Source organism: Campylobacter hepaticus (assembly GCF_001687475.2).
GTDB classification, from domain to species: Bacteria; Campylobacterota; Campylobacteria; order Campylobacterales; family Campylobacteraceae; genus Campylobacter_D; species Campylobacter_D hepaticus.
The window spans coordinates 236043-250918 of sequence record NZ_CP031611.1 but is presented as its reverse complement, the minus strand read 5'-3'; the positions used below and the strand labels follow the sequence as shown (position 1 = coordinate 250918).

At 28.0% G+C, this 14876-nt stretch carries 14 protein-coding genes and 1 pseudogene; 8 read left to right on the top strand and 7 right to left on the bottom strand.

The genetic code is table 11. From position 1 onward, the window contains the following. Positions 1–17: 17 nt before the first annotated feature. The 5 genes from waaF (at position 18) to A2J15_RS01215 (ending at position 4868) form a co-directional block, all read left to right on the top strand. Positions 18–971 (top strand): lipopolysaccharide heptosyltransferase II, encoded by a 954-nt coding sequence (gene waaF, locus A2J15_RS01235; protein WP_066776437.1) that lies wholly within the window; start codon positions 18–20, stop codon positions 969–971. 125 nt (positions 972–1096) lie between these two features. Beyond that, entirely contained in the window at positions 1097–1987 is an 891-nt protein-coding gene (locus tag A2J15_RS01230) for an alpha-2,3-sialyltransferase (RefSeq protein ID WP_066776435.1), read from the top strand. Continuing rightward, on the top strand, positions 1984–3024 hold the full coding sequence (locus tag A2J15_RS01225; RefSeq protein ID WP_066776433.1) for an N-acetylneuraminate synthase family protein: 1041 nt from the start codon (positions 1984–1986) through the stop codon (positions 3022–3024). The genes A2J15_RS01230 and A2J15_RS01225 overlap by 4 nt, the downstream gene beginning before the upstream one ends. Next, entirely contained in the window at positions 3021–4136 is a 1116-nt protein-coding gene (gene neuC, locus A2J15_RS01220) for a UDP-N-acetylglucosamine 2-epimerase (RefSeq protein WP_066776431.1), read from the top strand. Before A2J15_RS01225 ends, neuC begins: the two co-directional genes overlap by 4 nt. Before the next feature lie 63 nt (positions 4137–4199). Next, a complete protein-coding gene (locus tag A2J15_RS01215; RefSeq protein WP_066776429.1) occupies positions 4200–4868 on the top strand; it encodes an acylneuraminate cytidylyltransferase family protein in 669 nt (222 codons plus the stop codon). 98 nt (positions 4869–4966) lie between these two features. Here the strand turns inward: A2J15_RS01215 and gmhA are convergent, their stop codons facing one another. From gmhA to A2J15_RS01195, 4 genes and pseudogenes are all read right to left on the bottom strand, one after another. Then, positions 4967–5527: a D-sedoheptulose 7-phosphate isomerase gene (gene gmhA / locus A2J15_RS01210; RefSeq protein WP_066776426.1), complete on the bottom strand. Its 561-nt coding sequence runs from the start codon at positions 5525–5527 to the stop codon at positions 4967–4969. Then, complete coding sequence (gene rfaE1 / locus A2J15_RS01205; RefSeq protein WP_066776423.1) at positions 5524–6909, bottom strand: D-glycero-beta-D-manno-heptose-7-phosphate kinase; 1386 nt, start codon at positions 6907–6909, stop codon at positions 5524–5526. The genes gmhA and rfaE1 overlap by 4 nt, the downstream gene beginning before the upstream one ends. Then, on the bottom strand, positions 6902–7855 hold the full coding sequence (rfaD, locus tag A2J15_RS01200) for an ADP-glyceromanno-heptose 6-epimerase (RefSeq protein ID WP_066776420.1): 954 nt from the start codon (positions 7853–7855) through the stop codon (positions 6902–6904). Before rfaD ends, rfaE1 begins: the two co-directional genes overlap by 8 nt. Then, positions 7852–8416: pseudogene (locus tag A2J15_RS01195) on the bottom strand (D-glycero-alpha-D-manno-heptose-1,7-bisphosphate 7-phosphatase). Before A2J15_RS01195 ends, rfaD begins: the two are co-directional and overlap by 4 nt. Positions 8417–8497: 81 nt before the next feature. On the opposite strand from A2J15_RS01195, the gene A2J15_RS01190 reads away from it, so the two are divergent. Beyond that, positions 8498–8800, top strand: a complete 303-nt coding sequence (locus tag A2J15_RS01190; RefSeq protein WP_066776416.1) for a c-type cytochrome — start codon at positions 8498–8500, stop codon at positions 8798–8800. Between the two features lie 13 nt (positions 8801–8813). On the opposite strand, the gene ccoS is transcribed toward A2J15_RS01190, so the two are convergent. Both ccoS and A2J15_RS01180 read right to left on the bottom strand, forming a co-directional pair. Further along, positions 8814–9020 carry a cbb3-type cytochrome oxidase assembly protein CcoS gene (ccoS, locus tag A2J15_RS01185; RefSeq protein ID WP_066776407.1) on the bottom strand — a complete coding sequence of 69 codons (207 nt, stop codon included), beginning with the start codon at positions 9018–9020 and terminating at the stop codon, positions 8814–8816. Further along, on the bottom strand, positions 9017–11374 hold the full coding sequence (locus tag A2J15_RS01180; RefSeq protein WP_116980461.1) for a heavy metal translocating P-type ATPase: 2358 nt from the start codon (positions 11372–11374) through the stop codon (positions 9017–9019). Before A2J15_RS01180 ends, ccoS begins: the two co-directional genes overlap by 4 nt. A 110-nt stretch (positions 11375–11484) precedes the next feature. On the opposite strand from A2J15_RS01180, the gene rho reads away from it, so the two are divergent. After that, entirely contained in the window at positions 11485–12783 is a 1299-nt protein-coding gene (gene rho, locus A2J15_RS01175; protein WP_066776401.1) for a transcription termination factor Rho, read from the top strand. Positions 12784–12786: 3 nt separating this feature from the next. Further along, entirely contained in the window at positions 12787–14316 is a 1530-nt protein-coding gene (locus A2J15_RS01170) for a DNA polymerase III subunit gamma/tau (RefSeq protein ID WP_066776398.1), read from the top strand. On the opposite strand, the gene A2J15_RS01165 is transcribed toward A2J15_RS01170, so the two are convergent. Next, positions 14313–14834, bottom strand: coding sequence for a DUF2165 family protein (locus A2J15_RS01165; RefSeq protein WP_066776395.1), 522 nt, complete (start codon positions 14832–14834; stop codon positions 14313–14315). The genes A2J15_RS01170 and A2J15_RS01165 overlap by 4 nt on opposite strands. Positions 14835–14876 lie beyond the last annotated feature (42 nt).

The following is a 14876-nucleotide window of genomic DNA, read 5'->3' as shown; positions in this document are numbered from 1 at the left end:
AAAATTTAGGAAATTTTATGAAAATTCTTATTCATCTTCCAACTTGGCTAGGTGATGCAGTTATGGCTTCATCGGCTTTATATGGTATTTTAAATCATTTTAAAAATGCACACTTTATCCTTTATGGATCTTTTGCTTCAACAGCATTGTTTAAAGAATTTCCTAATGCACAAATTATAATAGAAAATAGAAAAACACGCTACAAACAAGCTTTAATTTTACGTAATCAACTTGGCAAAATTGATCTTGGTATTTCTTTTAAATCAGCCTTTTCTTCTAAAATCATTTTACATATTTTTAAAATACAACAAAGATTTTTTTTCAATAAATACAAATTTAAAGAAGAGCATCAAGTTTTAAAATATCTTTATTTTATAGAAAATTCACTCTCTTGTAAAATTGATTCTAAACAATTACAACTTCCTTTTAAATTAAAATCTAAAGCTCCTCTTGTATTAAAAAATGGTAAAAAAATTTTAGGTTTAAATCCAGGTGCGCATTTTGGAAGCGCGAAAAGATGGGATGCAAATTATTTTGCAACAGTAGCTTTAAATTTTGCCAAAACACATGAAATTTTAATCTTTGGCGCAGGAAAAACTGAGCAAGAACTTTGTGATAAAATTGCTAGTATTTTACAAAAATCAAATATCAAGGTTAAAAATCTTTGCAATAAAACTAGCATTAAAAGACTTTGTCAAAATATAGCTTTTTGTGATATTTTTATCACTAATGATAGCGGTCCTATGCACATTAGTGCTGCATATAAAATTAAAACCGTAGCTATTTTTGGCCCAACAAAATTTACCCAAACCTCACCCTGGCAAAATGAAAATGCTAAATTAGTACATCTTAATCTTGATTGCATGCCTTGTATGCAAAAAATTTGCCCTTTAAAACATCACAAATGTATGCAAGATTTAAAACCTCAAATGGTTATAGAAGAAGTTAAAAAATTAATTTCTATTTTTTAATATTTTCTAAATTATGTAAATAATAAACACTTAATTGTAATTAAATTTGAAATTTTATTTAAATTTAGTAAAAGATAAAACGTGCTTAGCTATAATCAATAAGCAAATAAATTAGAAAGGTAAACGTGAGAAAAGCCATTATCGCAGGAAATGGACCTAGTTTAAAAGAAATTGATTATACCAAGCTTCCTATAGATTATGATGTTTTTAGATGCAATCAGTTTTATTTTGAAGATAAATATTATCTTGGTAAAAATTGCAAAGCAGTATTTTATAATCCTAGTCTTTTTTTTGAACAATACTATACCTTAAAACATTTAATAGATAAAAAAGAATACAAAACTGATTTTATCTTTTGTTCTACTTTTAATCTAGTTCATTTAGAAAATGAAAATTTTTCTAAAATTTTTTATAATTATTTTCCTGATGCTCATTTAGGTTATGATTTTTTAAAAACACTAAAAGAATTTGATGCTTATTGCAAATTCCATGAAATTTATTTAAATCAAAGAATTACTTCTGGTATTTATATGTGTGCCATTGCTATTGCTTTAGGATATAAAGAAATTTATTTAGCAGGGATAGATTTTTATCATAATGGTTCATTTTATGCTTTTAATACCAAACAAAATAATCTTATAAAACTATTGCCTAATTTTAAAAATGATAATTCTCATAATATTAAACACACTAAAAATATGGATATAAAAGCTTTAGAATTTTTAGAAAAAACTTATGAAGTTCAATTTTATTGTTTATGCCCTAATAGCCCTTTAAGTCATTTTATAAAAACACCCCCCCCCGTAAAAAATTCAACTTTTAAATTAGAAGAAAAATCAAACTATATTAAAGATATATTAATACCTTCTAAAGAAGCTTATGATATTTTTTCAATTAACTTTAATGTCTCTAAAAAACCTAGACTTAAACAAAATATTTATTATAGATTGATAGAAAATTTACTAAAATTACCTAGTGATATAAAACATTATTATAAATCAAGGAAATTAAAATGAAAGAAATAACAATACAAAATATTACGATAAATGAACAAAATCCACCTTTAGTAGTACCTGAAATTGGAATCAATCATAATGGCAGTTTAGAACTTGCTAAAATCATGGTAGATGCAGCTTTTAGCGCTGGAGCAAAAATCATTAAACATCAAACTCATATTATTGAAGATGAAATGAGCAAGGCTGCAAAAAATGTCATACCAGGAAATGCTAAAATAAGTATTTATGAGATTATGCAAAAATGTGCTCTAAATTATAAAGACGAATTAGCCCTAAAAGAGTATACTGAAAAATTAGGACTTGTATATTTAAGCACTCCTTTTTCTCGTGCAGGCGCAAACAGACTTCAAGATTTAGGAGTAAGTGCTTTTAAAATAGGATCAGGAGAGTGCAATAATTATCCTCTTATTAAGCATATTGCAGCTTTTAAAAAACCTATGATCATAAGCACAGGGATGAATAGTATACAAAGTATAAAACCTACAGTAAAAATATTATTAGACTATGAAATTCCTTTTATTTTAATGCATACAACCAATCTTTATCCAACACCTCATCACTTAGTAAGACTACATGCCATGCTTGAACTTAAAAAAGAATTTTCTTGCATGGTTGGATTAAGCGATCACACTACTGATAATCTTGCATGCTTAGGAGCAACAGCACTTGGAGCTTGTATACTTGAAAGACATTTTACAGACTCTATGCATAGAAGTGGACCTGATATAATTTGTTCTATGGACACACAAGCCCTAAAAGAACTTATACAGCAAAGTGAACAAATGGCAATAATGCGTGGACTCAATGCTAAAAAACAAGCAAGCAAAGAAGAACAAGTTACCATTGATTTTGCTTTTGCTAGTGTTGTAAGTATCAAAGATATTAAAAAAGGCGAAATATTATCCATGGATAATATTTGGGTTAAACGTCCAGGTCTTGGTGGAATTAGTGCAAGCGAATTTGAAAATATTTTAAATAAAAGAGCTTTAAAGGATATAGCCAATGATACACAATTACAGTATGAGGATTTTGAGTGAAAAAAATTCTGTTTATAACAGGTACTAGGGCTGATTATTCTAAAATTAGATCTTTAATGCAAAAAGTTGCTTGTTCAAACGAATTTGAACTTTTTATTTTTGCAACAGGAATGCATCTGAGTAAAAATTTTGGCTATACAGTTAAAGAAATTTACAAAAATGGCTTTAAAAATATTTACGAATTCATAAATTATGATAAATACTATCAAACTGATAAAGCTTTAGCTGCTACAATAGATGGCTTTTCAAGATATGTAAATGAAATCAACCCTGATTTAATCGTAGTGCATGGAGACAGGATTGAACCTTTAGCCGCTGCTATTGTAGGAGCTTTAAATAATATTTTAGTAGCACATATTGAAGGAGGTGAAATTTCAGGTACTATTGATAATAGTTTACGTCATGCCATATCAAAACTCGCTCATATTCATTTAGTAAATGATGAATTTGCAAAAAAACGCTTATTGCAACTTGGAGAAGATGAAAAATCTATCTTTATCATAGGATCTCCTGATTTAGAACTTTTAAATAGCAATAAAATTTCACTCGATGAAGCAAAAAAATACTACGACATTCCATTTCAAGATTATGCTTTACTTATGTTTCATCCTGTTACAACTGAAATTACAAGCATCAAAGCACAAACTGATAATTTGGTAAATGCTTTAAAATTAAGCAATAAAAACTATATTGTAATCTATCCTAATAATGATTTAGGTTTTGAATTGATCTTACAAAGCTATGAAGAACTTAAAAATGATTCTAGATTTAAAATTTTTCCATCTTTACGTTTTGAATATTTTATAAGTTTTTTAAAGCACGCTGATTTTATCATTGGCAATTCAAGTTGCATTTTAAAAGAAGCTTTATATTTAAAAACCCCAGGAATATTAGTTGGCACAAGACAAAATGGAAGATTAGGTACTCAAAACATACTCAAAACCAATGCTAATACCCAAGAAATTCTTAATGCAATCAATAGCATTCATAAAAAACAAGATTTGTTCGATTTTAAATTAGAAGTCTTAGATAGTTCAAAATTGTTTTTTAAATACCTACAAAGTGGAGTATTTTTTAAACTTAATAAACAAAAGATTTTTAAAGATATATAATATGGATTTTATCTTAAATAAAAATGCAATTTATAAAGCAAATCAATTTCATTAGGATATAAAATGACCTTAGCTATTATTCCTGCTCGTGGTGGCTCAAAAAGCATTAAAAATAAAAATTTAGTTTTATTAAACCATAAACCCCTAATTTACTACACCATAAAAGCAGCACAAAAAGCTAAATGTATTGATAAAATAGTCGTAAGTAGTGATAGTGAAAAAATTTTACAATACGCTAAAACTCATAATATTGAGTGCTTAAAACGTCCTGATAACTTAGCCAAAGACAACACTACAAGCCAAACAGTACTTTTGCATGCTTTAAATTTTTACAAAAATTATAAAAATGTAATTTTACTTCAACCAACTTCACCTTTAAGAAACAATATCCATATTGATGAAGCTTTCAAACTCTACAAAGAAAGTAAAGCAGACGCTTTAATTAGTGTATATAAATATGATAATAAAATTTTAAAAGCCTTCATTTGCGATAAAAACAATAATCTACAAGGTATTTGCAATGATAATTATCCTTTCATGCCTAGACAAAAACTGCCTAAAACTTACATGAGTAATGGCGCTATTTATATTTTAAATATAAAAAAATTTTGTCAAAAACCTAGTTTTTTACAAAAAAATACAAAATATTTTTTAATGGATGAAATAACAAGTTTAGATATAGACAATTTAACAGATTTAAAAAAAGCAGAACAAATTTTAAACCATTTTTAATATTTATAGATTCAATTTCACAAACTCTTAGTGCAACAAATAGCAATAAAATTAATCATTTTATTGCTATTTTAAAAATAAATTTTCAAACTCGTAGATTAAAATCCCTCATCAATTATTTGACAAAGAGTATGTATGATTAAAATATGCATTTCTTGAATTCTTGCTGTATCACTACTTGGCACAACAAGATTATAATCACAAAGCTTATTCATCATTCCTCCACCTTTTCCACTAAGTCCTATACAAAGCATATTAAATTCTTTAGCTTTTTTAAAAGCTTCTAAAACATTTGGACTTTTTCCACTAGTTGAAATACCTATTAAAACATCATTTTCTCTTGCTAAAGCTTCAATTTGTCTTGAAAAAACAAATTCAAAACCATAATCATTTCCTATAGCAGTTAAAGCCGAAGTATCAGTTGTTAAAGCAATCCCTGATAAAGCTTTACGCTCTTTTTTATAACGTCCACTTAATTCAGCAGCAAAATGTTGCGAATCAGCAGCACTTCCACCATTTCCACAAATGAAAATTCTTCTATCTTGTTTTAAATTCTCACATAAAAGATCTGCTACTTTAGCAATTTGTCCTTTTAAAATTTCACTTGCTTCCACAATCTTTTTATGCTCTTGCCATTCTTTTTCTACTAAATCTATCATTTTTTATCCTTAATTTGTTTTATAATATTACTGGTACTAAAACCCTCTTCAAAATCTATGAGTTCAACTTTTGAAACTAAATTTGAACCTATTATATCCTTATCTTTATAATCTGCACCTTTAACTAAAATATCAGGTTTTAAAAAACTTATAAGTTCTAAAGGTGTATCTTCTTCAAAAATTACAACAAAATCTACAAAATAAAAAGCTGCCAACATACAAGCTCTTTGAAATTGCGAATTTATAGGACGTTTTTCACCTTTTAATCTTTTTACACTTGAATCTGAATTTAAACCTACCACTAAAATATCTCCAAGCCTTTTAGCTTTTTCAAGGTATTTAATATGTCCAAAATGCACTATATCAAAACAACCATTTGTAAAAACAACTTTTTTAGTATTTTGCTTTAAAATCTTTAAAAGCTCTTCCCTATTTTTAATCTTTTTTTCAAAATTCATTTGTTTTAAACTTTGAATTTCATCAAAACTTACACTCACACTACCTATTTTACTCACTACAACCGCAGCTGCTTCATTTGCAATTTCACAAGCTTTTAAAATTTCAATCCCATTAGCCAAACAAAAAGCTAATACAGCAATCACACTATCACCCGCTCCTGTTACATCATAAACTTCTAAAGCCTTAGCAGGAACTATATGTAAACTTTCATCAAAAAAAGCAATCCCTGCTTCTGAAAGTGTGATAATAGAATAACGCAAAGAAAAATTATCTTTTAATTTTTTAATACCTTTTTCTAAATTTTCACCCTCTAAATTATCAAATTTTAAAGCTTGTAAAGCTTCTTTTTTATTAGGTGTGAGTAAAGTTGCACCATTATATTTACTAAAATCATTTCCTTTAGGATCTACTAAAATAGGGATATTTAAAGCATTAGCCTTTTTTATCATAGCCTTGCAAACTTTAGGAGTTAAAACACCCTTAGCATAATCACTTAAAACCACAGCTGTAAAATCTTTAATTTCTTCATTAAATAAAGCTATAAGTTCATTTTCAAGCAAAATAACACTTATATCCTCTTCATCAAGTCTTAAAACCTGTTGATTACGCGCCATAATGCGATTTTTAAAAGGTGTTTTACGTCCTTTTTGAGTTAAAAATTTTCCTTTTAAATTCTTTTTTAAAAAATCTCCACCCTCATCATCCCCTACAACTCCAAGTGAAAAAACTTCAGCACCAAGACTTTGTAAATTAATATAAACATTTGCAGCTCCACCAAGTCTTTTATCTTCTTTTAAAGTTTTTGCTACCAAAACAGGAGCTTCAGGACTCACACGTGAACAATCACACCAAATGTAATTATCCACCATAAAATCCCCTACAACTAAAATTTTAGGTTTTTGCTGACTTAAAAATTCAAGCATTCACTTCCTTTTCAAAAAGCCTTTTTATCTCTACTAAATAATCTTTTATTCCTTCTTCAAGACTAAATTTTGGCTCATAAAGCCAAGTTGAATCAAGTTTAGCTTGAGTGTGAAATTGATAAGATTTTACATAAGGATTTGGAATATATTCACAAGGCAAATTTGTATTAAGTTCTTTTTGTAAAATATCAACGATATCTTGAAAAGTTCTTGCTTGACCACTTCCTACATTATAAACCCCACATTTTGAAGAAAGGGCTACCAAATTGGCACTAATAGTATCTTTTATATAAGTAAAATCCCTATAAATTTTATCACTACCTTCAAATAAACGTGGGTTTTTTCCTGCTAAAATTTGATGGGCAAATTGTAAAATCATAGAAGCAGTTTTATTTTTATAAAATTCTCCCTTACCATAAACGTTAAAATATCTAAGCCCTACCAAATGTGCCTTATCATAGTATTTACTAGCAAGCTTATCCATCATAAATTTTGAAAAAGCATAAGGATTTTTTGGTTCTTCATCTTTTCCTACAGTTTGTGGGCTTAAAGCATCACCATAAACAGAAGCTGAACTAGCATAAATTAATTTTGCATGAAGTTTAATGCTAAGCTCTATAAAATCTTTAAAAGTATTAAGATTTGTTTGCAAAACCTTAGTTTGATCAAAAACTGTTGTATCTGAAATAGCTGCTTGATGAAAAATCACCTCAGGTTTAAAATCTTCAATTTTTTTCAACACTTTTTCATCGCTAATATCACCTACAAAAAGCTCTCCATTAAATTCAAGTAAATTTTTAAAATGCCCAAAACTTTGCAAATTACCGTTTTCAAAAACAGCACTACTACGCATTTTATCTATAATTAAAATTTCATGTTCTTCTTGCAAATTTAAAGCAAGTTGAGATCCTATAAATCCTGCACCACCTGTGATTGCTATTTTCATTTACTTTCCTTTTCCTTAAAAAAATTTAAAATTGCTTTTAAATTATCAAACTGTTTAAAAAAATCACCTTCTTTCTTTTGTGTATTTACTAAAAATAAATTATTGATGCATGCATTTTTTCCTGCTTGCATATCACTTAAATTATCTCCTACTAAAATAGAATTTTGCATATCGATTTGAAATTCATCTCTAGCTTTTAACAACATTCCAGCTTTAGGTTTGCGACACTCACAATCTTGTAAATGTGGGCAATGATAAATTTTTGTTATTTTTACATTTTGCTCTTGAAATTTGTTTAACATAAAATTACATAATATAAAAAAATCCTTTTCTTTATAATATCCTCTTGCAATACCTGATTGATTAGTAACGACAAATAATAAAAAATCTTTAGCTAAAAAATATTTGCAAAATTCAAAAATTCCATCACAAAATTCAAAATCTTCTATCTTATAAACATATTTTTTATCTATATTTATAACACCATCTCTATCCAAAAACAATGCTTTAACTTTCATAATGAGTATTATAATATAGCTTTTTTAAAAAGAAAATAAACATTATCTTATAATTCTTAAGAATTTTATAAAAATAAAGATATATAATATCTCACAACCTAAAATTTTCATCAAGGAGAAAACAATGAAAAAGTTCTTAGCAGTTTCTGCTTTAGCATGTCTTGGGGTTTCAGCTTTTGCTGCAGACGGTGCTACTTTATTTAAAAAATGCGCTATATGTCATGGTGCAAAAGCTGAAAAAGTTTATTTAAATAAAGTTCCAGCTCTTAATACTTTAAGTGCAGAAGAAATCACTCAAGCGCTTAAAGAATATAAAGCAGGTACAAGAAATAAATTTGGTCAAGGCGGTATTATGAAAATACAATTGACTTCTTTAAGTGAAGCTGATTTAGAAGCTATTGCTCAATATATTCAAACCTTAAAATAATTATTAGGCTTTCTTAGGAAAGCCTTTTTTTATCTAAAAGTTCTTTTTTACGCTTTTCAAGTATTATAGCATCATGCAAGGCATCTTCATCATCATTTAAACTGGTAAATTTATAATCATCATCAAATTGTTTATTTTTAATCCCCCAAAGTAAAGTCCCTAAAATAACAAAAAACATAAGAATTGACACCCCTATCATCATCATGATTACATTATTCATTCTTTAATCCTTAAAGTATTTAAAATCACTATTATACTACTAAAAGACATAGAAATAGCAGCAAATAAAGGGTTAATCATACCAAAAAAGGCTAAAGGTATAGTGCAAGCATTATAAACTAATGAAAAAGCAAGATTTTGTTTAATGATTTTAAAAGTATTTTTAGATAATCTTATGGCTTTTTCTAAAGAAAATAAATCATTTTTTAAAAGCAAAACATCACTGCTTTCTATAGCCAAATCACTCCCTTCTCTTAAAGTGATAGAAACACTAGAGTATTTTAATGCTAAAGCATCATTAACCCCATCTCCTATAAATAAAACTTTATATTTTTTACTTAATTTTTCAATCATTGTCATTTTATCTTCGGGCAAACAAGAAGCTTTAAAATTTGAAATTTGTAATTCTTGAGCGATTTTTTCTACAGCTTTTTGATTATCCCCACTAAGAATCATAAGTTCTTTTTTTTGCTTTTTAAGATAAGCAATAAGTTCTTTTGCTCCTTCTCTTAAAACATTATCAAATTCAAAAAAAGCTAAAACCTTTCCTTCTTTAGCAAAAATAAAATGTGTGCCTTCAAAATCTTTAACAAAAATATGATTTTCTTTTAAAAACTGAGTATTTCCTCCTAAAAATAATTTTCCATCCAAAAAAGCACTTAAACCTTTAGCTTGGATATTCATAAGCTTTTTAAAGTCAAAATTTAATTCTCTGGCTCCTATTTTTTTTAAATATAAAGCAATATTTTGAGAAATAGGATGTTTAGAAAGTTTAACAAAATTATACAATTCATCTAAATTTAATTCTTTGTCCAAAAATACCTCTTTAAGCTCTAATTCTAACTTAGTTAAAATACCTGTTTTATCAAAAACTACACAATTGCATTTACTTAAATCTTCTATAACACTAGAACTTTTAAATAAAATATGTTTTTTCAAAGCCCTTCCTAAAGCCACAAGATTACTCACAGGAGTTGCCAAAGCTAAAGCACAAGGACAAGCGATAATTAAAACTGAAATAGCATTGACAAGTGCAATTTCAAAATCCATTTTTTTATAAAATAAGAAAAAAGAAAAACATATAAAAGCTAAAAATAAAACAGTTCTAGAAAAATAAGCTGAAAGATTATTTACCAAGCTTTCAAGTTTTGCTTTTTTTGAACTAGCTAATTCTAAAAGCTGGATAATTTTACTTAATTTTGAATCTTTATAAAGCTTTGTCGCTTCATATTGTGCACTACCATCAAGCACTATAGAAGCTGAAAAAATTTCATCATTTTTTTGTATTAGCTTAGGAATATTTTCCCCATTTAAAGAAGAAGTATCTATACTTATTTCTCCGCTTTTACAAATACCATCAATTAATACCTTATCTCCTGTTTTAAGCAAAATCATATCACCTATGCAAACCTTTTGTACTTGTTTAGGTACAAATTCCTCTCCATTAAAAACCAAAACTTCATTTTGCAAAAAATCATTTAAACCATCAACAGTATCTAAGGCACGTTTTTTACTAAACATTTCAAGATATTTACCTATAAATACAAAGCAAATTATCATAGCTACCGAATCAAAATACACCTCTCCCACTCTAAAAAACATAGCCCATAAAGAATAAATATAAGCTAAGCTTGCTCCGCTAATAACCAATACATCCATACTCAAACTACGCATTTTTAAAGTTTTAAAAGCGCTTTGATAAAAATGAGATCCTGTATAAAAAAGCACTGGAGAACAAAGAATAAATTCTGCAAAATTTAAAACATCTTTAGTGTCTTTATCCATACCTGTAAAAAATCCTGCATATTTTGCCACAGCAATCCACATAATATTCATCACACAAGCAATAGCTACTACAAGCTTAGCATAAAATTTTCTTTTTAATAAATCGGCTTTTTTAGAAGCTTTGCTAGGATCATAAGCACTTGCTTTATAACCTATGCTTTCAATAAGTCTTAAAATTTGCATTAAAGAAATGCTATGCTCATCAAAAACAATATGTACCTTATGATTTACATGATTCATATCAAGTTCTAAAATTCCCTCTTGTTTAGCCAGAATTCTCTCATTAAGCCAAATGCAAGCAGCACATTCTATACCATGAATCATCAAATAAATCTCACTAAAACCCTCTTTAGTCTTAATAATAAATTCATCATAACTTTTAATATCATTTTCAAAATTAACAGGACTTAAAGTCTGATTCCCAAGTTTTTTATAAAATTCATCCAATTTATTTTCATGCAAAATTTCCCAAACATTTTGACAACCCTTACAACAAAAAAACTTATCGCTATAAGCTATCATTTGAGTTTGCTCATAATCAAGTCTGCAATGTTCACATTTCATAAGCATTCTTTATAAAATATTTTTTATAATTATAAACAAAAATTTGACAAAAAGTGCATTTTTTTACTAAAATCATACTTTCAAAAAAAATATTCTGCTAAATCTTACGAGGACTTATGGAAAAAGAAAAAAAACAACATCAAAGAACCCACACTCCAGTGGAAGGTTATAAAATTGAAGAATTAAAATTACTAGACTTAGAAAATCTAGTTAAAATTGCCAATGAATGTGAAATTGAAAATCCACGCGAATTTCGCCGCCAAGAATTAATTTTTGAAATTTTAAAAGCACAAACTAAAAAAGGCGGATTCATACTTTTTACAGGAATTTTAGAAATTTCTCAAGAAGGCTATGGTTTTTTAAGAGGCATGGATTCTAATCTTAGTGATAGCGTTAATGATGCTTATGTTTCTAATTCACAAATCCGTAAATTTGCTCTGCGTGTAGGTGATATAGTAACAGGACAAGTAAGAGAACCCAAGGATCAAGAAAAATACTATGCTCTTTTAAAAATTGAAGCTATTAATTATCTACCCTTACAAGAAGCCAAAGAAAGACCTTTATTTGATAATCTAACCCCTATTTTTCCAACAGAAAAAATCAAACTTGAATATGATGCAAATAAACTCACAGGGAGAGTTTTAGATCTTTTCACTCCTATAGGAAAAGGACAACGTGGTCTTATTGTGGCACCTCCTAGAACCGGTAAAACAGAACTAATGAAAGAACTTGCAAGTGCTATTGCTAAAAATCATCCTGAAATGCATTTAATTGTTCTTTTAGTCGATGAAAGACCTGAAGAAGTTACTGATATGCAAAGATGCGTTAAAGGTGAAGTCTTTAGCTCAACTTTTGATCTGCCAGCTTATAATCATGTGCGTGTAGCTGAACTTGTTATAGAAAAAGCTAAAAGAATGGTGGAAATGGGTAAAGATGTTATTATTTTACTTGATAGCATTACAAGATTAGCAAGAGCTTATAATACAGCTACTCCAAGTAGTGGAAAAGTATTAAGCGGTGGGGTTGATGCTAATGCCTTACATAAACCAAAACGCTTTTTTGGTGCAGCAAGAAATATAGAAAATGGCGGATCTTTAACCATAGTAGCAACAGCCTTAATTGATACAGGATCAAGAATGGATGATGTTATTTTTGAAGAATTTAAAGGTACAGGAAATAGCGAAATAGTCCTTGATAGAAATATTTCAGACAGAAGAATCTACCCTGCAATTAATATTATTAAATCAGGAACAAGAAAAGAAGAATTACTCCAAGGCACAACAACCCTGCAAAAAATTTGGGCTATTCGATCGGCAATTTCTCAAATGGATGATGTAGAAGCATTGAAATTCTTATATTCTAAAATGCTTAAAACTAAAGACAATGTAGAACTTTTATCCATTATGAATGAGTAAAATATGCTCCAAGCTCTAGCTATTAAATACAGACCTAAAACCTTTGATGAACTCATAGGTCAAAAAACCGTTAGCATAAGCTTAAAATACGCTCTTAATCATAATCGTTTAGCTCATGCTTATCTTTTTTCAGGCCTTAGAGGTAGCGGAAAAACTTCTAGTGCTAGAATTTTTTCTCGTGCCTTAGTTTGCGATAAAGGTCCAAGTGATACCCCATGTGGAACATGTAAACAATGCCTTGCTGCGCTTGAAGCTAAGCATATAGATATCATAGAAATGGATGCTGCTAGTAATAGAGGACTTGAAGACATACAAATCTTAATTGAACAAACTAAATATTCTCCTTCTATGGCAAGATTTAAAATTTTTATTATTGATGAAGTACATATGTTAACTTCTCAAGCTGCTAATGCACTTTTAAAAACCCTAGAAGAACCGCCCAATTATGTTAAATTTATCCTTGCAACCACTGATCCTTTAAAGTTACCTACTACAGTACTTTCAAGAACACAACATTTTCGCTTTAAGCAAATTCCACAAAATGAAATTTTAAACCATTTAAAAGAAATTTTAATTAAAGAAAATGTTGAATTTGAAGAAGAAGCTTTAAAATTTATCGCAAGAAGTGGAAATGGATCTTTAAGGGATACCTTAACCTTGCTTGATCAAGCTATTATTTTTTGTCAAAATAAAATTAATATAGACAAAATTACAGATATGCTAGGATTTTTAAACCCTGAAAAAATTAAAGCTTTTTACCAAGCCATTTTAACACAAAATAAAAACAAGGTTTTTGATTATTTAGAAGAATTACAAGACTATGAAGCTTCAAGTGTTATTGATGAAATGATTTTTTATTTAAAAGAAAGTTTTTTTGCCAAAAGTACAGAATTTTCTACTTTAATTTATGAAAGGTTTTTTCGTATTTTATCAAGAGCAAAAAATATGCTTAGCGATGATGATGGTTTTACACTATGCATTATGGCTTTTATGATGATAGAAGCAAGCCATTTAAAAGAAATTGATTTACAAATTCAAGAAATACAAGAAAAAAATAGTTTTGAGAATACATCAAAAACAATTCATACAAATCCTATTATACCTCAGTTAGAAAAAAAAGAAAAAGAAAAAAATGTTTATGAAATTTTACTTGAGAGTATTTATGATAGAGATTTTGAATTAGGAGAGTGTTTTAAACAAAATACACAATTTATTAGTTTTGAAAATAATATTTTAAACATAAGTTCAAATGCTCAAGGGCAAGATCGCCATATACTCAATAAAGGTTTTAAGCTTATACAAGAACTTTTCAAAATCAAATTTGGAGAAAATGCAAATATTAAAGTACAAAAAGCTCTTTTAATTGATGAAAGTAAACTCCAACCACTTACACAAGAACTTCCTAATAATAAAAATATAAATATACAATCTTCTATTAATATGCTTAAAGAAGGGGCCAAAAAATTTGACCCTCAAGAAGATCTTAAAGAAGCCCTAAAAGACTGTTTTGGAGAACCTAGTATAGAAAATTAATCATCATTTTTAAGAGAAATAAAAATTAAAGCTAAAAACATATAAGTTACCAATCTTGTAGCATCAAATAAACCATTCCATACTTTACTCATCCACATACCAAACCATTCTGCAGCAAGTACTTGAAAAGCAAAAAACCATAAAATACAACAAGAAGTTAAAGAAATAATACCAAAAGTTTTAGCATTATGAAAAGTTTGAGCATCCAAATTTCTAGCCTTAAACATATCAATAGCACCTTTTAAAGCCGTAAAAGCAATAAAAGCTTCAAACAAAATAATCATAATATAACTTATATGATGTACAAAAGAAGAAGTAATAGCCCTATAAACAATAGCATTACCCAAATAATCAGGTTTTGTATCCATACTCATAACATGAGAAACAAATAAAAAATTAGAATTATAATCTGTTATATTTCCAAAAACAACGATAAATGCCAATGATGCAACCGTGAGTAAAATAATCACTTTTGAGAGTCTAATCATCTTGCTTATACAAAAACATTTTGATTGCATTTATACTCCTTAATAATATATTTTAGTAATATTAATTATATA

What these genes read in the sequence shown, in the direction of transcription:
- waaF (WP_066776437.1), top strand. Translation starts at nt 18, where the DNA reads ATGAAAATTCTTATTCATCTTCCAACTTGGCTAGGTGATGCAGTTATG.
- A2J15_RS01225 (WP_066776433.1), top strand. Translation starts at nt 1,984, where the DNA reads ATGAAAGAAATAACAATACAAAATATTACGATAAATGAACAAAATCCA.
- A2J15_RS01215 (WP_066776429.1), top strand. Translation starts at nt 4,200, where the DNA reads ATGACCTTAGCTATTATTCCTGCTCGTGGTGGCTCAAAAAGCATTAAA.
- gmhA (WP_066776426.1), bottom strand. Translation starts at nt 5,527, where the DNA reads ATGATAGATTTAGTAGAAAAAGAATGGCAAGAGCATAAAAAGATTGTG.
- rfaE1 (WP_066776423.1), bottom strand. Translation starts at nt 6,909, where the DNA reads ATGCTTGAATTTTTAAGTCAGCAAAAACCTAAAATTTTAGTTGTAGGG.
- rfaD (WP_066776420.1), bottom strand. Translation starts at nt 7,855, where the DNA reads ATGAAAATAGCAATCACAGGTGGTGCAGGATTTATAGGATCTCAACTT.
- A2J15_RS01190 (WP_066776416.1), top strand. Translation starts at nt 8,498, where the DNA reads ATGAAAAAGTTCTTAGCAGTTTCTGCTTTAGCATGTCTTGGGGTTTCA.
- ccoS (WP_066776407.1), bottom strand. Translation starts at nt 9,020, where the DNA reads ATGAATAATGTAATCATGATGATGATAGGGGTGTCAATTCTTATGTTT.
- A2J15_RS01180 (WP_116980461.1), bottom strand. Translation starts at nt 11,374, where the DNA reads ATGCTTATGAAATGTGAACATTGCAGACTTGATTATGAGCAAACTCAA.
- rho (WP_066776401.1), top strand. Translation starts at nt 11,485, where the DNA reads ATGGAAAAAGAAAAAAAACAACATCAAAGAACCCACACTCCAGTGGAA.
- A2J15_RS01170 (WP_066776398.1), top strand. Translation starts at nt 12,787, where the DNA reads ATGCTCCAAGCTCTAGCTATTAAATACAGACCTAAAACCTTTGATGAA.
- A2J15_RS01165 (WP_066776395.1), bottom strand. Translation starts at nt 14,834, where the DNA reads ATGCAATCAAAATGTTTTTGTATAAGCAAGATGATTAGACTCTCAAAA.